The 22,001-nt window shown below is 72.5% G+C and carries 23 protein-coding genes; 12 read left to right on the top strand and 11 right to left on the bottom strand.

All coding sequences use genetic code 11. The features are described from left to right. Window positions 1-54 precede the first annotated feature (54 nt). Window positions 55-1,005 carry a hypothetical protein gene (locus ACTWJ9_RS27110; RefSeq protein WP_279336890.1) on the bottom strand — a complete coding sequence of 317 codons (951 nt, stop codon included), beginning with the start codon at window positions 1,003-1,005 and terminating at the stop codon, window positions 55-57. 654 nt (window positions 1,006-1,659) lie between these two features. Between ACTWJ9_RS27110 and ACTWJ9_RS27105 the strand changes: the two genes are divergently transcribed. The 3 genes from ACTWJ9_RS27105 to ACTWJ9_RS27095 are packed head-to-tail and all read left to right on the top strand — an operon-like array spanning window position 1,660 to window position 3,031. Continuing rightward, complete coding sequence (locus ACTWJ9_RS27105) at window positions 1,660-2,247, top strand: NUDIX domain-containing protein (protein ID WP_443294879.1); 588 nt, start codon at window positions 1,660-1,662, stop codon at window positions 2,245-2,247. Between the two features lie 53 nt (window positions 2,248-2,300). Continuing rightward, a complete protein-coding gene (locus tag ACTWJ9_RS27100) occupies window positions 2,301-2,693 on the top strand; it encodes a YidH family protein (protein WP_279336888.1) in 393 nt (130 codons plus the stop codon). Beyond that, complete coding sequence (locus tag ACTWJ9_RS27095) at window positions 2,690-3,031, top strand: DUF202 domain-containing protein (protein ID WP_279336887.1); 342 nt, start codon at window positions 2,690-2,692, stop codon at window positions 3,029-3,031. Before ACTWJ9_RS27100 ends, ACTWJ9_RS27095 begins: the two co-directional genes overlap by 4 nt. A 46-nt stretch (window positions 3,032-3,077) precedes the next feature. Here the strand turns inward: ACTWJ9_RS27095 and ACTWJ9_RS27090 are convergent, their stop codons facing one another. Next, window positions 3,078-4,031 carry an NADP-dependent oxidoreductase gene (locus ACTWJ9_RS27090; protein ID WP_443294878.1) on the bottom strand — a complete coding sequence of 318 codons (954 nt, stop codon included), beginning with the start codon at window positions 4,029-4,031 and terminating at the stop codon, window positions 3,078-3,080. 177 nt (window positions 4,032-4,208) lie between these two features. Between ACTWJ9_RS27090 and ACTWJ9_RS27085 the strand changes: the two genes are divergently transcribed. Beyond that, window positions 4,209-5,234 carry a phosphotransferase family protein gene (locus ACTWJ9_RS27085; RefSeq protein WP_279336885.1) on the top strand — a complete coding sequence of 342 codons (1,026 nt, stop codon included), beginning with the start codon at window positions 4,209-4,211 and terminating at the stop codon, window positions 5,232-5,234. Between the two features lie 6 nt (window positions 5,235-5,240). Beyond that, on the top strand, window positions 5,241-6,455 hold the full coding sequence (locus ACTWJ9_RS27080) for an acyl-CoA dehydrogenase family protein (protein ID WP_279336884.1): 1,215 nt from the start codon (window positions 5,241-5,243) through the stop codon (window positions 6,453-6,455). A gap of 18 nt (window positions 6,456-6,473) precedes the next feature. On the opposite strand, the gene ACTWJ9_RS27075 is transcribed toward ACTWJ9_RS27080, so the two are convergent. Next, a complete protein-coding gene (locus tag ACTWJ9_RS27075) occupies window positions 6,474-7,067 on the bottom strand; it encodes a TetR/AcrR family transcriptional regulator (protein WP_279336883.1) in 594 nt (197 codons plus the stop codon). A 274-nt stretch (window positions 7,068-7,341) separates the two neighbouring features. Then, window positions 7,342-8,115 carry an SDR family oxidoreductase gene (locus ACTWJ9_RS27070; RefSeq protein WP_279336882.1) on the bottom strand — a complete coding sequence of 258 codons (774 nt, stop codon included), beginning with the start codon at window positions 8,113-8,115 and terminating at the stop codon, window positions 7,342-7,344. Window positions 8,116-8,402: 287 nt separating this feature from the next. Here ACTWJ9_RS27070 and ACTWJ9_RS27065 point away from each other — a divergent pair, with 287 nt between their 5' ends. Beyond that, on the top strand, window positions 8,403-9,671 hold the full coding sequence (locus tag ACTWJ9_RS27065) for an exo-beta-N-acetylmuramidase NamZ family protein (protein ID WP_279336881.1): 1,269 nt from the start codon (window positions 8,403-8,405) through the stop codon (window positions 9,669-9,671). A 627-nt stretch (window positions 9,672-10,298) separates the two neighbouring features. Then, on the top strand, window positions 10,299-10,901 hold the full coding sequence (locus ACTWJ9_RS27060; RefSeq protein WP_279336879.1) for a hypothetical protein: 603 nt from the start codon (window positions 10,299-10,301) through the stop codon (window positions 10,899-10,901). A 39-nt stretch (window positions 10,902-10,940) separates the two neighbouring features. On the opposite strand, the gene soxR is transcribed toward ACTWJ9_RS27060, so the two are convergent. Beyond that, entirely contained in the window at window positions 10,941-11,501 is a 561-nt protein-coding gene (gene soxR / locus ACTWJ9_RS27055) for a redox-sensitive transcriptional activator SoxR (RefSeq protein ID WP_279336878.1), read from the bottom strand. Window positions 11,502-11,633: 132 nt separating this feature from the next. Between soxR and ACTWJ9_RS27050 the strand changes: the two genes are divergently transcribed. After that, window positions 11,634-12,095: a MaoC family dehydratase gene (locus ACTWJ9_RS27050; protein WP_279336877.1), complete on the top strand. Its 462-nt coding sequence runs from the start codon at window positions 11,634-11,636 to the stop codon at window positions 12,093-12,095. Here ACTWJ9_RS27050 and ACTWJ9_RS27045 read toward each other — a convergent pair. The 3 genes from ACTWJ9_RS27045 to ACTWJ9_RS27035 form a co-directional block, all read right to left on the bottom strand. Beyond that, on the bottom strand, window positions 12,086-12,730 hold the full coding sequence (locus tag ACTWJ9_RS27045) for a TetR/AcrR family transcriptional regulator (protein ID WP_279336876.1): 645 nt from the start codon (window positions 12,728-12,730) through the stop codon (window positions 12,086-12,088). The two genes, ACTWJ9_RS27050 and ACTWJ9_RS27045, sit on opposite strands and share 10 nt — an antisense overlap. 96 nt (window positions 12,731-12,826) lie before the next feature. Beyond that, window positions 12,827-13,114 carry a YiaA/YiaB family inner membrane protein gene (locus ACTWJ9_RS27040; protein ID WP_279336875.1) on the bottom strand — a complete coding sequence of 96 codons (288 nt, stop codon included), beginning with the start codon at window positions 13,112-13,114 and terminating at the stop codon, window positions 12,827-12,829. 59 nt (window positions 13,115-13,173) lie between these two features. Then, a complete protein-coding gene (locus ACTWJ9_RS27035) occupies window positions 13,174-14,325 on the bottom strand; it encodes an acyl-CoA dehydrogenase family protein (protein WP_279336874.1) in 1,152 nt (383 codons plus the stop codon). 60 nt (window positions 14,326-14,385) lie between these two features. Between ACTWJ9_RS27035 and ACTWJ9_RS27030 the strand changes: the two genes are divergently transcribed. Next, window positions 14,386-15,024: a TetR/AcrR family transcriptional regulator gene (locus tag ACTWJ9_RS27030; RefSeq protein WP_279336873.1), complete on the top strand. Its 639-nt coding sequence runs from the start codon at window positions 14,386-14,388 to the stop codon at window positions 15,022-15,024. Between the two features lie 150 nt (window positions 15,025-15,174). Here the strand turns inward: ACTWJ9_RS27030 and ACTWJ9_RS27025 are convergent, their stop codons facing one another. Then, window positions 15,175-16,269: a Zn-dependent alcohol dehydrogenase gene (locus ACTWJ9_RS27025; protein WP_387038803.1), complete on the bottom strand. Its 1,095-nt coding sequence runs from the start codon at window positions 16,267-16,269 to the stop codon at window positions 15,175-15,177. Between the two features lie 15 nt (window positions 16,270-16,284). Continuing rightward, on the bottom strand, window positions 16,285-17,673 hold the full coding sequence (locus tag ACTWJ9_RS27020) for an aldehyde dehydrogenase family protein (protein ID WP_387038801.1): 1,389 nt from the start codon (window positions 17,671-17,673) through the stop codon (window positions 16,285-16,287). A gap of 420 nt (window positions 17,674-18,093) precedes the next feature. Here ACTWJ9_RS27020 and hmgA point away from each other — a divergent pair, with 420 nt between their 5' ends. Genes hmgA through ACTWJ9_RS27005 form a run of 3 tightly spaced genes read left to right on the top strand, consistent with a single transcriptional unit; the run spans window position 18,094 to window position 21,515 of the window. Beyond that, window positions 18,094-19,446 (top strand): homogentisate 1,2-dioxygenase, encoded by a 1,353-nt coding sequence (gene hmgA / locus ACTWJ9_RS27015; protein ID WP_279336870.1) that lies wholly within the window; start codon window positions 18,094-18,096, stop codon window positions 19,444-19,446. Between the two features lie 28 nt (window positions 19,447-19,474). Further along, complete coding sequence (locus tag ACTWJ9_RS27010; RefSeq protein WP_279336869.1) at window positions 19,475-20,224, top strand: GntR family transcriptional regulator; 750 nt, start codon at window positions 19,475-19,477, stop codon at window positions 20,222-20,224. A gap of 25 nt (window positions 20,225-20,249) precedes the next feature. Further along, the gene (locus ACTWJ9_RS27005) at window positions 20,250-21,515 is read left to right on the top strand and encodes a type ISP restriction/modification enzyme (protein WP_387038798.1); all 1,266 of its coding nucleotides are present in this window, start codon (window positions 20,250-20,252) and stop codon (window positions 21,513-21,515) included. Between the two features lie 197 nt (window positions 21,516-21,712). On the opposite strand, the gene ACTWJ9_RS27000 is transcribed toward ACTWJ9_RS27005, so the two are convergent. After that, on the bottom strand, window positions 21,713-21,976 hold the full coding sequence (locus ACTWJ9_RS27000) for a hypothetical protein (RefSeq protein WP_279336867.1): 264 nt from the start codon (window positions 21,974-21,976) through the stop codon (window positions 21,713-21,715). Between the last annotated feature and the right edge of the window lie 25 nt (window positions 21,977-22,001).

The following is a 22,001-nucleotide window of genomic DNA, read 5'->3' as shown; positions in this document are numbered from 1 at the left end:
GTCGGGAGTGGGTGTCGGGCGTGATGCGGTGAGCTGGATCGGACGCGTGCGGGGTCATCCGGTGCCGAGGGCGGTGGCCCGTGCGGCGCGGAAGGCGGTGAGCGGGTCGCGGTCGGGGTACGACCAGGGGGCCGGGGTGGCCTTGTCGCCGATGCGGTGGAACAGGGCGGCGGCCTCGGCGCCCCGGCCCTCGCAGACCTTGGCGTGGGCGAGGAAGTTCAGGTCGATCAGACGGCGCGGATGGCCTTCGTGCTCCCACTCCAGCCACCAGTCGAAGGCGGCCTTCATCACCTGCCGGGCACGGCGGCCCACCCAGTGGCCGGAGGCAGCCGGATCGGCGCGCTCGTGGCCGGCGGCGGCGAGTGCGCGGTAGCGCTCGGCGTGCGCGATGACCGGCAGCATCGCCAGGGGGGAGTCGGCGGGTGCCTGTTCGGCGGACCAGTTGGCGAAGTCGTAGACCTCGTGCAGCGGGTCCGGGCCCGTCTCCACGCGGCGTTCGGCGAGCCAGGCGACCACCAGGTGGTGGGCGTGGTGGTGGTCCGCGTACCGGGTGCGGACCTGTTCGAAGATCCGCACCACGTCGCCCTCGGCGCCCTGGGCGCGCTCCAGCAGCAGCAGACCGAGCCACGGCGTGGGGTCGGCGGGCGACACCGCGGCCGCCCGGCGGCAGGCCTCGCGCGCCTGGGCCGGCTTCTCCTTTCCGCGCAGGGCGCGCCTCACCTGGGCCAGGGCGAGCAGGACCGACGCGTCCTCGGAGTCGGGCTCGGCGAGCAGCCAGTCGCGGACCCAGGCGGCACTGGAGGACTCCCGGGCGAGCGCGGTGATCCGGTGTCCGCGGCGGTCCCAGTCGTCCCCCGTGCGGACGAGCAGCGAGCGGGCGGTCTGCCACCGGCCTTGCGCCAGCGCGGCCCGCGCGGCGACGAGCTCCTCGTCGTCGAGGGCCTCGTCGAAGGCCTGTGCCGCACGTCTGCGGGCACGGCCGAGGGGAGGCGGGGGTGGAGACACCGCGGACTTCCTCACGCGCTCTTCTTGTGGCTCGGCCCATGTCGGACGCACGGTCGGTACGGCAGTGGTCGGCTGCCGATAGCCATGGACTGATCACGCACAGCAAACCGGCAGCCAACAGTTGACGTCAAGGGCGCCCGAGTCATTACACGCGTCAACCAGCGTCACGGACAGGTCACTTGGGTTCCGGTGGCCGGGTCCACGTCCTTCCGGCGGGACGGAGCCGGCGGTTCCCGGATGTCGTACCCGCCGTGGACGGCCGGTCCTGCTTGGAGGGGTGGGTAACTGCTCGCCGGGGAGTGCGCACGAGGTCGCGTTAGCTCGATCGTGTGATGGTTCGTTCGTGAGCTTGTGGTGCCCTGGGCCGACTGGGCTAGCGTGAGCGTGCGATCTGGGACGCCGGGTGTGGCGTCAGCGTGCGGGGCCCCCGCTCCACCGGAGTGATGGTTCGGGGCCTCCCCGTCGCCTCTGGCCACACCCATATGGCCAGGTCGTGAGGGAACCGGCCTCCCGGGCCCGGACCACGCACAGGATGCGTGTCGCCGCCCCGGGGTCGAGTACGCCGGGGACCAGTGCGCCCAAGACCGTTCGGGGCGTGCGACCGAGTGGGCTCGCTCCTGCTCAGTCTTCAGGAACGGTGTTTGGATGGGTGTCATGAGTGCCGCTGACGGGCCTGCGCGGGCCGCCGACGAGATCCTCGACATCGTGGACGAGGACGACCGGATGACCGGCCGGTCCCCGCGCGGGGAGGCCTACGCCCGGAAACTGCGGCACCGTTGCGCGTTCGTCCTGGTCAGGGACGCCGAGGGCCGGATCTTCGTGCACCGCCGCACCGCGACCAAGCTGGTCTTCCCCTCCCTGTACGACATGTTCGTCGGCGGGGTCGTGGGCGCCGGGGAGAGCTACGACGAGGCGGCCCTGCGTGAGGCCGAGGAGGAACTGGGCGTGTCCGGGCTGCCGCGCCCCGAGTACCTCTTCAAGTTCCTGTACGACGACGGCGCCGGCCGGAGCTGGTGGTCCGCGGTGTACGAGGTCCGCTGCGACCTGCCCGTACGTCCCCAGGCCGAGGAGGTGGCCTGGCACGCCTTCCTGACCGAGGCGGAGCTGGAGCGGCGCCTGAACAAGGGAACCGAACAGACCGAGCGGACCGAGCGGACCGGGTGGACGTGGACACCGGACAGTCGGGCCGCGTACGAACGGCTCAGGGCCGCCCGGGCCCGGGAGCCGGAGCGTCCGGGGTAGGTGCCGTCCGGGCCAGGTGCTGTCCGGGCAGGGCGTCCCGGTAGGGTCGCGGCGTGATCGACTTCGTACGGAACGTCCGGCTCTGGTTCGCGCCCGAGGACGTGCGGCAGGAGGGGGACACGCCCGACTACCGGTTCTCGCTGGCGAACGAGCGTACGTTCCTGGCCTGGCTGCGCACCGCCCTCGCACTGATCGGCGGCGGCTTCGCCGTGGACCAGTTCCTGCCGAACCTGCGCTGGGGCTGGCGGGTCGGGCTCGCGCTGACGCTGCTCGCCGCCGGGGTGCTGTGCGCACTGCGCGCGGTCGACCACTGGGTGCGCTGCGAGCGGGCCATGCGGCGCGGCGAGGACCTGCCGGTGTCCCGGTTCCCGGTGCTGCTGAGTCTCGTCGTCGCCGTCGTCGCCGTCGCGATGGTCGTCGTGGTGCTCGTCGGGTGGGAGGTGTGAGCGGGCCGGCCGGGGCCCCGGCGCCCCGGGACCCCGGGCTGCAGCCCGAGCGGACCCGGCTCGCGTGGCGGCGTACGACCCTCGCGTGCACCGTCGCGTCCGTGCTCGCGGTGCGCATGGCGCTGCACGGCGGGTTGTCGGCCGCCGGGGCGGTCCTGTGCGCGCTGTGCTGCGCCTGCTGGCTGGGGTTCCTCCTGGTCGCCCACCGCCGGATCCACGCCCTCGCGGCCACGGCCGCCCCGGCCGCGCCCTCCCCCCGGCGGCTCACCGCGGCGGTGCTCTGCACCGGGGCCCTGGCCGCGTCCGGGGCGGCCCTCGTCCTGCTGGACCGGAGTTAGCCGCGCCGTCCCGACAGGTCGGTGGCGTGGCTCCCGGAAGGCGGCCTCACCGGTTCTCCGGCTCCCCGGGCTCCCCTCCCACGGTGACCACGATCTTGCCCCTGGTCCGGCCCTCCTGGTTCAGCCGGTGGGCGTCCGCCGCCCGTTCCAGCGGGAACGTCTTCGAGACGTGCACGCGCACCGCGCCCTGCTCCGCCAGTTCGGACAGGTGTCCGAGATCCCGTGGATCAGGGCGGACGAAGCAGTAGCGGCCTCCGTGGCCCACCGCCTCGTGGTCGGCGATCGACGCGAGCCGGCCCTCGGGGGCCAGGAGGTTGGCCGAGACCTTCAGGGCGTCGCCGCCGACCGTGTCGAACACCGCGTCCACGCCTGCGGGGGCGAGCCCCCGCACCCGCTCGGCGAGGCCGTCGCCGTAGGACACCGGTTCCCCGCCCAGCTCGCGGACGAAGTCGTGGTGGTGCTCACTGGCCGTACCGATGACCCGGGCGCCGAGGTGCACGGCGAGCTGGACGGCGAGGGAGCCGACGCCGCCGGCCGCGGCGTGCACCAGGACGGTCTCGGCCCGTTTCACCTCGAGGGCCCTGTACAGCACCTGGTAGGCGGTGAGTCCGGCGAGGGGCAGTCCGGCGGCTTCCTCGAAGGACAGGTTGCGCGGCTTGCGCGCGAGGGCCCGTACCGGGGCGGCCACGTACTCGGCGAAGGTGCCGCGGGAGAGGAAGTCCTCACGCACATAGCCGATGACCTCGTCGCCCGCGGCGAACTCGGGGACCGCGACACCGGGCCGTACGACCACACCCGAGACGTCCCAGCCGGGGATCACCGGGAACACCGGGGCCAGGACCGGGTCGAGATAACCCTCGCGGCACTTCCAGTCGACGGGGTTGACGGCCGCCGCCCGCACCTTCACGAGGACCGAGTCCGGGCCGACCCGGGGATCGTCGACCTCCCCGTACTCGAGCACCTCGGGACCGCCGTATCGCGCATAACTGATCGCCTTCATGGGGTAGACCCTCCGGCGTCGCCTCCCGCCGCGCAAGCCGAATGGCCGAACGGGCGTGTCGTGTGCGCGTGCGGTGGACGGGGCGTGGATCCGATCACGTTTCGCCCACCCCCTGGACGACATACCGACCGGTCGGCATCATGTGTCGGGTACCGTCACCTGCCCGTAGGAGCGAGAATGAGCCCCGACCACCCGCCCGGACTGGATCTCGACCGGCTGAGTGCCCTGCTCGAGCGGGAGCGCCCCGGTCTGGTGAACGGCCCGCTCTCCGGCCGGCTGATCGAGGGCGGCAGGTCGAACCTCACCTACGCGCTCTCCGACGGCACCGCGCGGTGGGTGGTACGGCGCCCGCCGCTCGGGCACGTACTGGCCACCGCGCACGACATGCGGCGTGAGTACCGGGTGGTCAGCGCGCTGCACCCGACCGCCGTGCCGGTGCCCCGCACCGAGCTGCTGTGCGAGGACGAGGAGGTGCTCGGGGCACCCTTCTACGTCATGGAGTTCGTCGACGGCGTCCCGTACCGGACGGCGGACCAGCTGGTGCCGCTGGGGCCGGAGCGCACCCGTCGGGCCGTGCTCGGCCTGGTGGACACGCTCGTCGACCTGCACGCGGTGGACCCCGGCGAGGTGGGCCTGTCCGACTTCGGCCGCCCCGAGGGCTTCCTGGACCGGCAGCTGCGGCGCTGGGGCAAACAGCTGGACGCCTCCCGCGACCGGGAGCTGGCCGGGATCGACGAACTGCACGCCGCGCTGGGGCGGAAGCTGCCCCGCTCCCCCGCTCCGGCCGTGGTGCACGGTGACTACCGCCTGGACAACGTCCTGATCGGCGAGGACGACGACGAGATCAAGGCGATCCTCGACTGGGAGATGTCCACGCTCGGCGATCCGCTGACCGACCTCGGTCTGCTGGTGATGTACAGCATGCCGCTGGCCATGCCCGACTCCCCCGTCTCCACGACGGCCGAGGCACCCGGGCATCCGGCGCCCGCCGAGCTGATCGAGCGGTACGCCGCCCGCTCGGGACGCGACGTCCGCGCGGTGTCCTGGTACACGGCGTTCGCCTGGTTCAAGCTCGCCGTGATCCTCGAGGGCATCCACTACCGCTACACGCTGGGCCAGACGGTCGGCCGCGGTTTCGACCGCATCGGCGAACTGGTCCCCGTCTTCATCGAGCACGGTCTGACCACTCTTCAGGAAGGCTGACGGGACATGGACTTCGCGTTCGACGCGCGCACCGAGGAGCTGCGCGCCAGACTGCTCGCCTTCATGGACGAGTACGTCTACCCGGCCGAGCAGGTCGCCCACGAGCAGCGCGCCGGGCTGGCCTCGCCCTGGGACACCGTCCCCGTGGTGGAGGACCTCAAGGCCGAGGCCCGCCGGCAGGGGCTGTGGAACCTGTTCCTGCCCGACTCCACGTACGGTGCCGGCCTCACCAACCTCCAGTACGCCCCGCTCGCCGAGATCACGGGCCGCTCCCCGCAGCTGGCGCCCACCGCCACCAACTGCGCGGCGCCCGACACCGGGAACATGGAGGTGCTGGCCCAGTTCGGCGACGAGCAGCAGCAGAAGCAGTGGCTGGAGCCCCTGCTGACGGGGGAGATCCGCTCGGCGTTCGCGATGACCGAGCCGGAGGTGGCTTCCTCGGACGCCACCAACATCACCACGCACATCGAGCGGGACGGCGACTCGTACGTCGTCACGGGCCGCAAGTGGTACATCTCCGGGGCGATGCACCCGGACTGCAGGATCTTCATCGTGATGGGCAAGACCGACCCGGACGGGGCGGACATCCGCCGCCAGCAGTCGATGATCCTCGTGCCCCGCGACACGCCCGGCGTCACGATCGAGCGCGCCATGCAGGTGTTCGGCTACGAGGACCACTCCCACGGCGGCCACGCCGAGGTGGTCTTCGACCGTGCGCGCGTGCCGGTGGCGAACCTGATCGGTGAGGAGGGCGGCGGTTTCGCCATCGCCCAGGCGCGGCTCGGCCCCGGCCGGATCCACCACTGCATGCGGTTGATCGGCATGGCCGAGCGGGCGATCGAGCTGATGTGCCGGCGGGCCGTGTCCCGTGACGCCTTCGGCAAGCCACTGGCCCAGCAGGGCGTGGTGCAGAACTGGATCGCGGACGCGCGGGTCGCGGTCGAGCAGCTGCGGCTGCTGGTGCTGAAGACGGCCTGGATGATGGACACCGTGGGCAACCGAGGTGCCCACACCGAGATCCAGGCCATCAAGATCGCCACCCCGCGCACGGTCGTCGGCATCCTCGACCGGGCCATCCAGCTGTACGGGGCCGGCGGGGTCAGCCAGGACTTCCCGCTGGCCGAGCTGTACGCCGGCGCCCGCACGCTGATGATCGCCGACGGCCCGGACGAGGTGCACCAGCGGTCGCTGGCGCGCCGGGAGCTGAAGAAGTACCTGTAGGCAGGGAGCTCCGGCGGCTCAGGGGCGGAGTGCGCGCAGCAGCAGGTCGGCGAGGTGATCGGCGACCTGCTGCGGCGTGAGCGGCCCGTCGGGGCGGTACCAGGTCGACAGGTGGTGCACGGAGCCGAAGTGGTAGTCCACCACCAGGTCGGCCGGGGTCGCCGTGGAGAACACGCCCGCCGCCTGGCCCTCCTCGACCAGGGCGCGGAAGCGCTCGTGGTAGCGGCGGCGCTCGGCCCGTACCTGCTTGTTCTTCTCCGGGCTCAGATGGTGCATGGAGCGGAAGAAGATCGACGCGTCGTCCAGGTTCTCGATCGTCGTGACGACCACGTCGGCCGCGGCACCGCGCAGGCGCTTCTCGATCGGCTCGTCGGCGTTCGCGTAGGAGTCCAGGCGTTCCTGCTGGACGCGCAGCACACGCGCGTAGACCTCGTGCAGCAGGTCGTCCTTGGAGCCGAAGTAGTGGTAGAGCGCGCCCTTGGTGACACCGGCCGCCTCGACGATCTCCTGCACGGAGGTGCGGTCGTAGCCCTGCTCCGCGAAGAGCCGGGTGGCGGCGGCCAGGAGCCGCTGCGGCACCGGGGGCCCGTCACCGTCCGTCGTCCTGGGCACTGCCGCCACCTGCCTTCCGTTTCGTTGTCACTGTTCGTTGTCGCTGATCGTTGTCACTGGCCACTGGTCATCGGTCGCTGCCGCTGATCGTCGCCGCTACCGGCCGTCGTCACCACCGGTCGTCGCCGCTGGTGCCGTCGGCCGTCCCGCGTCGGGGGAAAACGGTTCCCCGACGGGGATCCTCCCACCTGCCGTCCGCGGCGCGTCGGGCAGGATCTCCGGCTGCCGCGCGGGCTCGCGTGCGGTCACGGCCGGTCATGACCGGCCCGGCGGCTCACCGGGTGGCCTCCCAGTGCCGCTGGATGCGGTTCATGCCACCGAGCCAGCGCTCCGGGTCGGCCGCGCGGGCCTGGTAGTACTCGGCGACCTCGGGGTGCGGCAGGATCAGGAAGCGGTCCTCCTCGATGCCGCGGAACAGGGCCTCGGCCACGTCCTCGGGCTCGATCGCGGTCGGCCTGAGCACCAGCTCGCCCGCGCTGCCGCTGTCGGTGAGCATGTCGGTGCGCACCCCCTGCGGGCAGATCGCGTGGACCTTCACACCGCGGTGGCGGTACGTCAGGGACAGCCATTCGGCGAAGGCGTAGGCGCCGTGCTTGGTGACGCTGTAGGGGGCGGTGCCGATCATGGTGAGCAGTCCGGCGGCGGAGACGGTGGAGACGAAACGGCCGCTGCCGCGTTCCAGCCAGTCGGGGAGCAGCGCGTGCGCCGCGCGGACGTGGGCCATGACGTTGACGTCCCAGGAGAGCGTCCAGCCCTGTTCGTCGAGCGGCCCGCCGGGCTCCCCGCCGTCACGGCCGACGCCCGCGTTGGCGCAGTAGACGTCGATCCTGCCGCCGAGCGCGTCCAGGGCCTCGGGGACGACGCGGGACGCGTCGCCCGGGACAGCGATGCCGCCGATCTCCTCGGCGACGGCCTCGGCCCGGTCGGCGTCCAGGTCGTTGACGACGACCTGGGCCCCCTGGCCGGCGAAGCGACGGGCGAGTGCCGCCCCGATGCCGCCCCCGGCACCCGTGACGACCACCTTCGCACCCTGCACGGCTTCCACCATCGGACTCCTTCGACGCGACCGGCCGACCGCTTGCCCGGCCGGCTCTGTTTCCCGGTGATCCCGGTGATCCCGGTGATCCCGGCGATCTCGGCGCTCTCGGCCCGGCCGCGGCGGTGACGCGCCGCGTTGCCGCCGTCACGCCGCCCGCATCACGCCAGACTAACCGGTCGGTATGCCGGGCGGAAGGAGAAGACGTGAACCGGCCGGGCCCTGCTCGTTCCCCGGCGCGGTTCACGCGCGTTAACGTGCGTGGGCATGACACCCGCAGCGATCACGGAGGTCACGGTATGAAGCTGTCCAGACGGAGCCTGCTCGCCACCACCACGGCTGCCCTCTCGGCCACTGCGGCCACCGCCGCCACCACCGTCCCGGCGCACGCGGCCCCCGGCCGGGCCCCCGCCGCGGGCCGGAGGCTGCGCACCGGCTTCGAGCAGCTCGCGGCGGACGGTTACGCGCTGCTCGACGGCCGACGCGTCGGCGTGGTCACCAACCCGACGGGCATCACCCGGGACGTACGGCACATCGTCGACGTCATGCACGCCGACGACCGCGTGGACCTGACCGCCGTGTTCGGACCCGAGCACGGCTTCCGGGGCACCGCGCAGGCGGGCGGCTCCGAGGGCCGCCACGACGACCCGGCGACCGGCCTGCCCGTCTACGACACGTACCTGAAGAGCGGCCGGCCCCTGGCCGACGTCTTCACCGCGTCCGGCGTCGACACGGTCGTCTTCGACATCCAGGACGTGGGCGCCCGCTTCTACACCTACATCTGGACGCTCTACGACTGCATGGAGGCGGCGCGGCTCGCGGGCAAGCGGTTCGTCGTCCTCGACCGGCCGAACCCGATGACCGGGCGGGCGGCGCTGGGGCCCGTGCTGCATCCGGAGTTCGCGACGTTCGTCGGGCGGCAGCCGATCGCGCAGGCGCACGGGATGACGGTGGCGGAGCTGGCGCGACTGTTCAACGCGGAGTTCCTGGCCGATCCGGTACGGCTGGAGACGGTACGGATGTCGGGCTGGCGGCGGTCCGACTTCTACGACGCCTCGGGGCTGCCGTGGGTACCGCCCAGCCCCAACATGCCGACGCCCGAGACGGCCCTGGTGTACGCGGGGACGTGCCTCTTCGAGGGCACCAACCTGTCCGAGGGGCGCGGGACGACCCGGCCGTTCGAACTGCTGGGCGCGGAGGGGATCGACGGGCGCTGGGCGGCCGAGGCGAACGGGCTCGGCCTGGCGGGTGTGCGGTTCCGTGAGGCGTACTTCGCGCCCACGTTCTCCAAGTTCCAGGGGAGGACCGTCGGGGGCGTGCAGCTCCACGTGCACGACCGGGACGCGTTCGATCCGGTACGTACGGGAGTGGGGCTGCTGGTCACCGCCAAGCGGGCGTGGAGCGGATTCGCCTGGCGTCCGGACCACTGGATCGACAAGCTGACCGGCTCCACGCGGGTGCGCACGATGATCGACGCGGGCGCGGACACGGACGAGGTCGTGGCCGGCTGGCGGGACGAACTGGCGGCGTTCCGTCGGATGCGCCGGGAGTACCTGCTGTACCGCTGACGCACGGGCGTCCGCCTCGCGGGCAGTCCGCCGGGCACGCGCCGTACGGCGGCTACGGCGGCTAAGACGGCTGAGACGGCTGAGGCGGCTACAGCGACAGGAACGGCGGCGGGCCGGACAGTGGCCCGCCGCCGTTCGGCTTCCCCAGGTCGTTCACCTCTGTCACCTGCGGCGATGCCGCCTCGGCCGCGTCCGCCGGGGACAGCGGGGTGATCAGGGAAGCGATCGGTGCGCATAACGTCGCGTTCTTCAGGAACCCGTGGAGGCTGCGGGGAGTTCTCAGACTGTCGAGGGGTGTGCGCGGCACGCCGCGGCACGGGGGCTCCTCCCGACGGGGACGGGGCGGGAGGCTACCGCCGGTGTCCCCGCGACGGAAGGTGAACACGCGCCACCTTCCGCTGCGGCGGTGCTGAAGATGACCACACGGAACCACAACTGAATCATCGGACACGGGAGTTGACCGGTGACTCACCATGACCGGCCGACGGCCGGTCCGTGACCGCCCGACGGGGGCCGTCGAAAAAAGATGGAGCCGATCCGCGTGTCGATACGTCTACTCGACGACGTCCGTTCGACGACGCCGAAGTGACCGGATTACAGGTGCAGGTGTGACGGAGGTGCAGGACGATGGCCGGTTTCCGAAGTCTGGCGAGACAGGTCCGAGATCCACGGTGCGACCTGGCGCTGCGGCGCTATTCGCTGCGCAAGTGCCTTGAGCGATTCGCTCCGTACGGACACAGGGCGACCTGGGACCATCTGTGCTCCCGTGCCGGGTTCGACCCCGAGGACCGCTCCGTCGACCCGGCGCGGCTCGTGGCCGCACTGGACGAACTGGAGGAGGCCCGGGCGGTCTGGCAGTCCTACGAGGTCGAGTTCGCCGAGCGCCGCAGGAAGGAGAAGCACGACGGCCTGCGCAGGCCGGGCAGCGTGGACGACTGGCACCGGCTGACCTGGGGCGGTTTCGGCGTGGCCTGGTGCGACGACCCGCGCGTACATCCGCGTGAGCCGCTGGCCGAGGTGCTGCGACGGCTGATCGCCGCGCTGGAGCGAGAGCCGGGTTCGGCCTGCCCCGTGTGCCGGGGGGAACGGCTCAGGTGGCGGTACGACCTGGACCACGAGCCGTCGACGGGTCCGGTCTGCACGGACTGCGGGATCCTGGTGCCGCGCCCCGTCCTGACCGCCGAAGCACTGGCGGACGCCAGGCGGTCGAAACTGCTGGTGTCGGCCTGAGGGGTGTGGGGGCGCGCCGGGGATGCCGCGCCCCCACTGTCACCCGGATCCCCGCCCGGACGGGCCCCCGCCCGCCTGGTCGCCCGATCGCCCACCGACTGTGCTCTCGGTGCACTCGGGTTTCTTGGGCTTCTCGGGTTTCTCGGGTGCCCCAGGCAGCAGTCGGGAGCCCGTCAGGCGTCCGCCGAAGACGTCGTCCGGGTTGGACAGGACGCAGGTGTCCAGCGAGAGGCAGCCGCAGCCGATGCAGTCGGTGAGGTGATCGCGCAGCCGGTTGAGCTGCTTGATGCGCTCGTCCAGTTCGGCGCGCCAGGCCTCGGAGAGATGCGCCCAGTCGTCCCGGGTGGGAGTACGTTCCTGGGGGAGCTCGGCGAGCGCCCCGCGGATCGTCGCGAGCGGGATGCCGACGCGCTGGGCGGCCCGGATGAACGCCACCCGACGGAGGGTGTCACGGCTGTAGCGGCGCTGGTTGCCCGTGGTGCGGCGGCTGCCGATCAGGCCCTTCGACTCGTAGAAGTGCAGGGCCGACACGGCGGCGCCGCTGCGCGCGGAGAGCTGGCCGACCGTGAGCTCGTGGATCTTCTCCGGAATCTGGGGCACCCCTCGAAGCCTACCCGTCCCGCACGGCCCGGGTCCGTTGACAAGGGCCGCACGGCCGACCATGCTAAGCAGTCGCTTAGGCAGACGTGCGCGGGTGGGTGCGTGCGATCACGTGACGCGAAAGGCCGGGACATGGCAGAGCCGAGGATCTTCACCTCCGTCGACGACCTGAAGGCGGCGGTGGGCGAGCAACTGGGGTACACGGACTGGCTGGAGGTCGACCAGAAGCGGATCGACCTGTTCGCCGAGGCCACCGGTGACCACCAGTGGATCCATGTCGATCCGGAGAAGGCGGCGGCCGGGCCGTTCGGCACGACCATCGCGCACGGCTATCTGACGCTGTCGCTGCTGCCGCTGTTCGGCCCGCAGCTGCTCTCCGTCGAGGGCGTGAAGATGGGCGTCAACTACGGCACGAACAAGGTGCGTTTCCCCGCGCCCGTCCCCGTCGGGTCGCGGGTGCGTGCCACCGCGAAGGTCACCGCCGTCGACGAGGTGGCGGGCGGCGTCCAGGTGACCACGGCCTTCACGCTGGAGCGCGAGGGCGGCGAGAAGCCGGTGTGCGTGGCCGAGTCGGTGGCCCGCTACTACCTCTGAACGGTGCCCGTCCGGTCGGCGCCGACCATCCGCAGCACGAGGTCGGCGTAGAGGGCGCCGACCTCCTCGGGGGTCCGGTCGCCGTCGATGGTGAACCAGCGCGCCACGTCGACGCAGAGGGAGAGCACGGCGCGGGTGGTGCCCCGCACGTCGGGGACGTCGAACTCGCCCGTGCGCACGCCCTCCTCGATGATCCCGCGCACCTCGGCGTCGACCTGCCGGCGCAGGGTGGTGATCTCGGCGCGGGCGTCGGGACCGAGCGAGTCGAGTTCGTACTGCACGACCCGCGCGGTGGTGCGCCCGCCGGCGTGCCAGCGGACGAAGGAGCTCACCGCCTCGGCGAGCCGTTCGGCCGGGCCGCCCTCGGCACGGGCCGCGGTGCGCAGGATGTCCACGGCCTTCTCGTGGCCGATCCGGCTGATGCGGTGGAGCAGCTCTTCCTTGGTCTTGTAGTGGATGTAGAGCGCGGCCGGGCTCATGCCGGCGCGGCCCGCGATGTCGCGGGTCGTCGTGGCATGGTAGCCGCGTTCCGCGAACGCCTCCACGGCGGCGAGCAGCAGCCGTCGCGCCGCGTCGGGTGTGACCTCGCCCCACGGCTGCGCCTCACCGCCGGCCGTGTCCTGCGCCGCACTCATCGCTCACCTCATTCGCCGACAGGGGTAACACCATACCGGCAAGGGTGAGCGGGCGCTTAGGGCCGGTCTGCCCGAAGGGCCCCGGCACGCCCCGTGTCAGAGCTTCTGCAGCGGGTCGTGTTCGGCGAGGAGCTTCTCCAGCCGGGCCTGGTCGACGCGGTTCACGATCTGCCCGGCCTCCTGGCGGTCACGGATGACCTTGGCCAGGGTGAAGGCGGAGGTGACGAGGTACATGACCGCGATGCCCAGGAAGGCGCGGACCCAGACATCGGTCTCGAGGTTGAGGATGCCGACCGCGGTGGCTCCCATGGCCACTCCGAAGGACGCCACGGCCTGACCGTAGAAGGCGGCCGTGCTCTGCTGCTTGACCGGTGTGTCGCTCATGGGGACAAGGATCGGCGGATGCGTCCGCGGCCACATCCGCTCGGATACTCAGGTGGTACTCAGAACGCCGAGACCCCGGTCAGGGCGCGTCCGATGACCAGTTTCTGGATCTGGCTGGTGCCCTCGTAGAGGGTCATGACGCGGGCGTCGCGCAGCAGCTTGCCCGCCGGGTACTCGTCGATGTAGCCGTAACCGCCGTGGACCTGGAGGGCGTTGTTCGCGGCGCGGACGGCCGCCTCCGAGGCGAAGAGCTTGGCCTTGGAGGACTCCACGGCGAACGGCCGTCCGCGGTCGACCAGGTCCGCGACCCGCCAGGTCAGCAGCCGGGCGGCGTCGACGTCCACGGCGATGTCGCTGAGCAGCTCCTGGACGAGTTGGTGGTGGGCGATGGTCTTCCCGAACTGCTCGCGCTCGCCCGCGTACCGCACGGCCGCGTCGAGCGCGGCCTGGGCTATGCCGACACAGCCCGCCGCGACCGACATGCGCCCCTTGGCGAGGGCGGACATGGCGACCGGGAAACCCTTGCCCTCGGGGCCCAGCATCGCGGACGCGGGCACGCGCACGTCCTCCAGCACCAGCTCGGCGGTGGCCTGACCGCGCAGACCGAGCTTGCCGTGCAGGGCGCGACGCGTCAGGCCGGGGGTGTCGGCGGGAACGAGGAACGCGGACATCCCCTGGTGGCCGGGGGCGTCGGTGGAACGGGCGAAGAGCAGGACCACGTCGGCCCAGGTTCCGTTGGTGATGAACATCTTGGTGCCGTTGATGACGTAGTCCTCGCCGTCGCGCACCGCACGGGTGGAGAGGTTCCCGGCGTCCGAACCCGTGCCCGGCTCGGTGAGGCCGAAGCAGCCGACGTACGCGCCCGAGGTGAGCCCGGGAAGCCAGGTCCGCTTCTGCTCCTCGTCGCCCCAGGCCGCGACCGTCTTGGCCACCAGCCCCAGGGACACGGAGACGATCCCGCGCACGGAGGAGTCGCCGCGGCCCAGCTCCTCGGTGACCAGGCAGTACGCGAGGTGGTCGCCGCCGCAGCCCCCGTACCGCTCGTCGATCGTCAGCCCGAGGAACCCGACCTCGCCGAGCTTCCTCACGATGCCGCGGTCGACCTCCTCGGCCCGGTCCCAGGCCGTGGCGTGGGGGACGACCTCCCGCTCCACGAAGTCCTGGGCGAGCCGGCGGACGGCACGGTGCTCCTCGCTGAGCTCCAGGTTCATGACGGCCACCCCAATTGATTAGCACTGCTAGTTTTCTGTTGCAGCCCTACTATGTGCGCCATGGCCCGACCGCGCAAGCCCCTGCTCAGCCCCGACCGGATCGTCGAGACGGCCCGTGCGCTCGTGGACGCGGAGGGCCTCGCGGCCGTCTCCACACGGCGGCTCGCCGCACGGCTGGGGGTCAGCGGACCCTCGCTCTACAACCACTTCCGCACCAAGGACGAGATCCTCGAGGCGGTGGCCGACTCGGTGAGCGCGCTGGTCGACCTGTCGATGTTCGAGGACGGCCGGGACTGGCGGACCGCGCTGCACGACTGGGCCGTCTCCTACCGCGCCGCACTGCGCGCCCACCCCAACATCGTGCCGGTCATGGCGCGCGGCCCCGGCCGCCGCCCGGCCGGCCTGCGGCTCGCCGACGCGGCCTACGGCGCGATGGTCGAGGCCGGCTGGCCGCCGGCGCAGGCCACGTCCATCGGCGCGCTGATGCGGTACTTCATCATGGGATCGGCGCTCGGCTCCTTCGCCGGCGGCTTCGTGGACGACGCCGGCGCCTACGATCCTGCCGACTACCCCCACCTCGGGCAGGCCCATCTGCTCGCCGAGAAACAGGAGAAGATCGACGAGCGGGCCTTCGAGACGGGACTGACGGCGCTGCTGGACGGTCTGGCCCAGCAGTACGAGCGGGTGCGGGATTCCTAGAGCTCCGCACGCATCCGCATACATCCGCACATATCCGCGCGCAAGGGGAGCCCGGCTCGCGACGCCCGGCACGCACTCCCCCGAACGCCGCGAGCAGGGAGACCCCCGTGACACCGCTGGCGCCGCGAGCCGATCGGACTCCCCCCGTGTTCAGGGCCCCTGGAAGACCACCAGGGCTCGTCCGCCCTTGCCCGCCGACATGGTGTCGAAGGCCGCCGGGATGCCGTCCAGGGTGATCCGTTCCGTCACCAGGGCTCCCAGGTCGAAACGGCCCGCCCGGATGTGTCCGGCGAGGACGGGGAGGTCCCGGGCGGGGTCGGAGTTGCCGTAGACGCAGCCGGACAGGGTTCTGCCCCAGTGGAAGATCTCCAGGGCGTTGAAGGTGACCTGCTGGTCCTTGCCTCCGATGCCGACGACCGCGGTGCGGCCGCCGCGCCGGGTGGAGTCCCAGGCGGTGCGGATGGTGGTGGCGCGGCCGACGCATTCGACGGCCGCGTCCACGCCCTGCTTCCCGGTGAGGGCGCGGATCTCGCGGGCCGTGGTGTCCGAGGCGACGAGGTAGTGGGTCGCCCCGGCGGAGCGCGCCAGTTCCTCCTTGGCCGGGGAGACGTCGACCGCGACGATCGTCGTCGCGCCGGCGATCCGGGCCGACTGGAGGGCGGCGAGGCCCACTCCCCCGGCACCGAACACCGCGACCGACTCGCCCGGCCGGACCCTCGCGCAGTGGTGGACGGCGCCGTAGCCGGTGAGCACGGCGCACCCCAGCAGGGCGGCGTCGGTGAGCGGGACGCCGTCCGGGGCGGGCAGGACGCAGGACGCGGGCACCACCGTCTCCTCGGCGAAGGCGGCGACGTTCAGGCCGGGGTGCAGCGGGGTGCCGTCGTCGGCGCGGTGGGCGTGCACCCGGGCGGCACCGCTCAGGGCGTCGGCGCACAGCCACACCTCGCCGCGTGCGCAGGCGGGGCAGGCGCCGCAGGAGGGCGCCCAGTTGAGGACGACGCCGTCGCCGGGGGCGACATGGGTGACGCCCTCGCCGACGGAGACGACCGTGCCGGCGCCCTCGTGGCCGAGCACGGCCGGGACCGGAAGGCGCATGGTGCCGTTGGTCAGGGACAGGTCGGAGTGGCAGACACCGGCGGCGGCGAGCCGGACCCGGACCTGACCGGGGCCGGGCTCGGGCAGGTCGATCCCCGTGGTCTCCAACGGGGCGTCGACGGCGGACAGTACGGCGGCGCGGACGGACATGTCGGCTGGACTCCCCTAGAACTGGAGGGACTTGGTCTGGAGGTACTCGGTCAGGCCGTGCACGCCGAGTTCGCGTCCCACGCCCGACTGCTTGTAACCGCCGAACGGCGCGAGGGGGTTGAAGCGGCCACCGTTGATGTCGACCTGACCGGTCTCCATGCGGCGGGCGAACGCCGCCGCCTCGGCCTCGTCGCCGGCCCAGACCGCGCCGGCGAGTCCGTAGACGGTGCCGTTGGCGATGCGCAGGGCGTCCTCCTCGTCCTCGTAGCGCAGGACGGACAGGACGGGCCCGAAGATCTCCTCCTGGGCGATCGTCATGTCCGGGGTGACGTCGGCGAAGACGGTGGGGCTGACGAAGCACCCCTTCTCGCGCGGGGCGTCGGGGCCTCCGGCGACCAGGCGCGCGCCCTCGGCGACGCCCTTCTCGATGTAGCCGCGTACGCGTTCCTGCTGCGCGGCGTTGACGAGGGGGCCGATGCGGTCGCCGTACTTCACGGCGGCGGCCGCGGCGAGCTCGACGGCCTCGTCGTACTGGTCGCGGTGGACCAGCATGCGGGTCCAGGCGCTGCACGTCTGGCCGGAGTTGGACATCACGTTGGCGACCCCGACGTTGACCGCCCGGGCCAGATCGGCGCCGGGGAGGATCACGTTGGCGGACTTGCCGCCCAGTTCGAGGGCGACCTTCTTGACCGCGCCCGCGGCGACGGCGCCGATCCGGCGGCCGACGGCGGTGGAGCCGGTGAAGGAGACCAGGTCGACGCCCGGGTGTTCGACGAGGGCCTGGCCGGCCACCGGGCCGAGGCCGGTGACCAGGTTGAACACGCCGGCCGGAACCCCCGCCTCGTGCACCGCCTCCGCGAAGAGCCGGGCGACCAGCGGGGTGTCCTCGGCGGGCTTGACCACGATCGTGCAGCCGGCGGCGAGCGCCGGGGCGGCCTTCGCGACGATCTGGTGGAGGGGGTAGTTCCAGGGGGTGATCGCACCGACCACACCGACCGGTTCGTGCAGGACGGTCGAGTTGCCCGTCCTCTCCTCGAAGGGGTACGTCGCCGCCAGTTCGGCGTACGAGCCCGCCACCGCCACGGGCACGCCCGCGTGCACGGTCTGCGAGAGCTTCAGGGGCGCGCCGAGTTCGGCCGTCACCGTCCGGGCGATCTCCTCCTGCCGGGCCACCAGCACGTCACGGAGGGCGGCGAGGCGGGCGGCGCGCTCGGCGGGCGGCGTCGCGGCCCAGGCCGGCAGGGCGGCACGGGCGGCCCGTACGGCGGCGTCCACGTCCTCGGCGGTGCCCGCGGGGACGGTGGCGATCACCTGCCCGTCGGCCGGGTTCACGACCTCGATCACGTCCGGGCCGGCTGCGGGGCGCCAGGCGCCGTCGATGTACATGCCGTCGTATGCCTTCATCGTGCTTCCTCCGGGGCAGGGGTCGACGTCCGCCACATAAACTAGCGATGCTAATTTCCTGGCGCCAGAGGGACCGCGTCACTCGTTCGGGCAGAGCTGCCGCTCCGGGGCGGAGCCGCCGCGGTCACCGAGCCCGACCTTCGCCGTGCCGGCCGGGACGCGGAGACCACGGGAACGGGCGGACCCGACGCCACGACGACCCGCGGCATCGCGATGCGCGGGGACCGGCCGACCGGCGAGGCGCGGACTCCCGGATTCCCCCTGGAGTCGGGTTCTCCCGTCGTCCGCCAAGGGGTGAGCGCGTGCCCCTGGAGCGGGCGCGGCCGCGACACGAGGGGCGGGATCGTGCCGCCCCCTTGCGCCGGGGAAACCGCAATCCTACGGTGCTGCATAGGAATCACACGCAAGGGAGCAGTGAAGATGAGCGATGGGGGCACCGCCCGCGCGAGCGCATTCGAGCGCGGGGGAGCGCGCAAGGCCGCCGAGGGACTCGACCACCTCTCCGGTTTCGGCAACGAGCACAGCTCCGAGGCGCTCCCGGGCGCCCTGCCCGAGGGACGCAACTCGCCTCAGCGCGCGCCGCTCGGGCTGTACGCGGAGCAGCTGAGCGGTACGGCGTTCACCGAGCCGCGGGCCGAGAACCGCCGCTCCTGGCTGTACCGGATCCGCCCGTCGGCCGCGCACCCGGCGTTCACCCGCACGGGCAACGGCGCACTCCGCAGCGCGCCCTTCACCCAGACCGTGCCCGACCCCAACCGCCTGCGCTGGGACCCGCTGCCCGCACCGGCGGAGGGCACCGACTTCCTGGCCGGTCTGTGGACGCTGGGCGGCAACGGCGACGTCACCCGGCGCACCGGAGTGGCGGTGCACCTCTACCACGCGACCGCCTCGATGGAGCGGGTGTTCAGCGACGCCGACGGTGAGCTGCTGATCGTCCCGGAGCGGGGCGGGCTGCTGCTGCGCACGGAGTTCGGGCTGCTGCAGGTGGAGCCGGGACACATCGCGCTGATCCCTCGCGGGGTGCGCTTCCGCGTGGAGCTGCTGGACTCCTCGGCCCGCGGTTATGTGTGCGAGAACTACGGGGCGCCGTTCCGGCTCCCCGACCTCGGTCCGATCGGCGCCAACGGGCTGGCCAACGCCCGGGACTTCCGTGCCCCGGTCGCCGCGTACGAGGACGTCGAGGGGCCGGTGGAGGTGGTGAACAAGTTCTGCGGCAACCTGTGGTCGGCCACCTATGACCACTCCCCGCTGGATGTCGTCGCCTGGCACGGCAACCATGTGCCGTACGCCTACGACCTGCGCCGTTTCAATGTGATGGGCACCCTCTCCTACGACCACCCGGATCCGTCGATCTTCACGGTGCTGACCTCGCCGAGCGACACCCCGGGGCTGGCCGGGGTGGATTTCGTGGTCTTCGCCCCGCGCTGGCTGGTGGGCGAGGACACCTTCCGGCCGCCGTACTTCCACCGGAACGTGATGAGCGAGTACATGGGCCTGATCGAGGGCGCGTACGACGCGAAGGCGGAGGGCTTCGTCCCCGGTGGGGGCTCGCTGCACAACATGATGTCGGCGCACGGCCCGGACCGGGAGACCTTCGAGCGGGCGAGCTCCGCCGAGCTGCGCCCGCAGAAGATCGACGACGGCCTGGCCTTCATGTTCGAGACCCGCTGGCCGCTGTCCCTGACCCCCCAGGCGGCCCGGGCGGAGCACCTGCAGCAGGGTTACGACGACGTGTGGCGGGGCCTCGAGCGTCACTTCCGCCCGTTGCACTGAACGTTCCCCGACCGGTACGGATAACCTCGTGACCTCCTTCGCTCCGGACTCGATCGTCCTGAACCGCAAGTTGCCGCTCTGGTACCAGGTGTCGCAGTCGCTGCGCGCCTCGATCCTCGGCCGCTCGCCCCGGGACCCGCTGCGCCTGCCCACCGAGGAACAGCTGGCCGGGCACTACGGGGTGAGCGTGCTGACCATGCGGCAGGCGCTGAAGGAACTGGAGGACGAGGGGCTGATCACCCGCCACCGCCGGCGCGGCACGTTCATCGAGCCGGATGCCCGGCGGGGCGCCCCGGTGCGCCTGCTGGGCTCGGTGGACGCGATCGTGGCCCAGCAGTCCGGGATGACGACCGAACTGCTGGAGCACGGTCCGGCGCCGGTGCCGGCCGAACTCGCCGAGCACTTCCCGGACCTGTCCGAGGCGGCGGCGTACCACCGACTGCGCGGCGACGAGCAGACGGGCGAGCCGACCAACCACGCCCGCAACTACGTCCGGCCCGAACTGGCCGCCCGGATCGACCTGGACGACCTGGTGCGCTGGCCGATGACCAAGGTGCTGCGGGACGCCGTCGGGGCGGACATCAGCCGCATCACGGACACGGTGGAGGCCCGGCTCGCGGACCCGGAGACGGCCCGGCTGCTCCGGGTCCCGCTGCTCAGCCCGATCCTGCACTACACGGGCGTCACCTACGACACCGACGGCCGGGTCCTGGACGTGGCCGTCATCAACTACCGGGGTGACCGCTTCTCCTTCACGGTGACCCTGGAAGCCACCTGATCCGGTCGGCCCTTCAGGCCGTACGATGCCCAGCGTGACGCACGACGACGCTCCGCTGCTGGCGGACCTCATGCCGTGGTCCGTCGCACCGCCGCGACTCGGCCGGGGGTGGCCGGCGGCCCCCGACCCGGGGGCGCTGAAAGCCCGTTGGAACGCCCTGCTGAAGGCCGTGGGGCCCGACCGGGAAGCCCTGTTCCAGCCGACGCGTTCACGGACGGCGCACACGGCGGTCGGGCAACTGCCGGGCCGGTCGGGCGGCACGGAGAAGCTGGCGCGCGCCTCGGGCCCGTGCCCCGAACCGGTCCGCGTGCTGTGCTCCCCCTTCGACGAGCAGTGGCTGATCCCCGACCAGCGGCTGATCGACGCGGCCCGCCCCGAACTGTGGCGGGTGACCGACGAGCGGCAGATCTTCGTCGTCGAGGCCACCACGGAACGGAGCGACCGCCCACGGGGGGAACGCGCGCCGAGCGACCGCCCGCCGGGGGGACGCGCCGGGAGCGGTGGGGCCGGCGCCGACGACCCCGCCGGTCCGCTGCTGCTCGCCACGTCCCTGCTGCCGGTGCTGCGCCCCGGCCGGGTCCGCCCGCTGTACCGCCGGCCCGAAGGCACGGAACCGAACCTGGCCCCGGCCCTGACCGAGCACCTCGCGGCACGGCTCGGCCGGAAGGTCCCGGCCGTCGACGTGCTGGCCTGGACGATGACCGTGGTGCGCAACGGGCCCGGTGGGCTCACGGTGCCGCTCACCGGGGACGCCGAGGTGTGGGCCACGGGCGTGGAGGTGGGTCACCGACTGCTGTGGCTGATGCGGCGCGACGGGGAGCGCCCCCGGCTCCCGGGCGGACGCCGCCCCTACGTCCGGGCCCCGCTCCCCTCCCGACCGCTGACCGTGCGCTACGAACCCGACGAGGAGGCCCTGTTCCTCGGCGAGGGCCGCATCTCGCCGGTGCCGCCGGCGGTCTGGGAGTTCGAGGTGGCCGGGGTCCGGGTGCTGGAGCGGTGGTGCGCGGCCCGCACCGACGGGGCCGAGCCGGGCACTCTGGACGCGATCCGTCCGGCCGTCTGGCCGCAGACCTGGACCTCGGAGCTCCTGGAGCTGATCACGATCCTCGCGCTCATGGCCGAACTGCGCCCGCGTCAGGTCGCGTCGAGGGTCCGTTCGACGGCCGACCCGATCACGTCGGCGGAACTGCGCCGGGCCGGCGTGCTCCCGGCGCCGAGATCCGCGTACCGGCCCGCCTCGGTGCTGGACGCCCGCGAGGAGGGGCCGGAGGGCCAGCTCGCCCTGCTCTGACGCGCCGGACGGCGGCGTGCCGCCCGGACGGCGGCCGAGACGGATGCGCCGGGGGACGACATCGCGGAACCGTGGGCCGGGGAAGGTGTGTGGAAGGGGGGCGACGTGCCGGGTGTCGGGGTGTGCGTCGCGTGCCGTGGGGTGACAGGGACGCGCGTGGTACCGCGCCAGGACGGTGGGCCCGTCCGGGCGCGGGTCTAACGGCTGCCGAACAGGGAGCGACGCAGCCGACGCAGCGGGGCGAAGAGCGAGACACGGCTCGTCCGTGCCCGCGCGCCTCTGGCTCCGTGGTCGCGTGCGGTCAGCTCACGCATCAGCGACGTCGCCTCGGCCGTCTCCCGCTGCGGGACGGCGGGTCCCGCCAGCACCGAGAGGTGGCGGTCCAAGCGCGTACTGGTCGCGCTGCTTCCACAGGTGATCGCAGGGACCCTGGCCCTGCTGTGCACCGTTATCCGTTCCATGTCACTCCCCACCCGTACGAGTCCA

Origin of the sequence: Streptomyces sp. GDS52 (genome assembly GCF_052246875.1) — a bacterium.
Taxonomy (GTDB): Bacteria; Actinomycetota; Actinomycetes; order Streptomycetales; family Streptomycetaceae; genus Streptomyces; species Streptomyces cathayae.
Note: the sequence above shows the minus strand (reverse complement) of the source record. Positions and strands in the feature narration are given on the sequence as shown.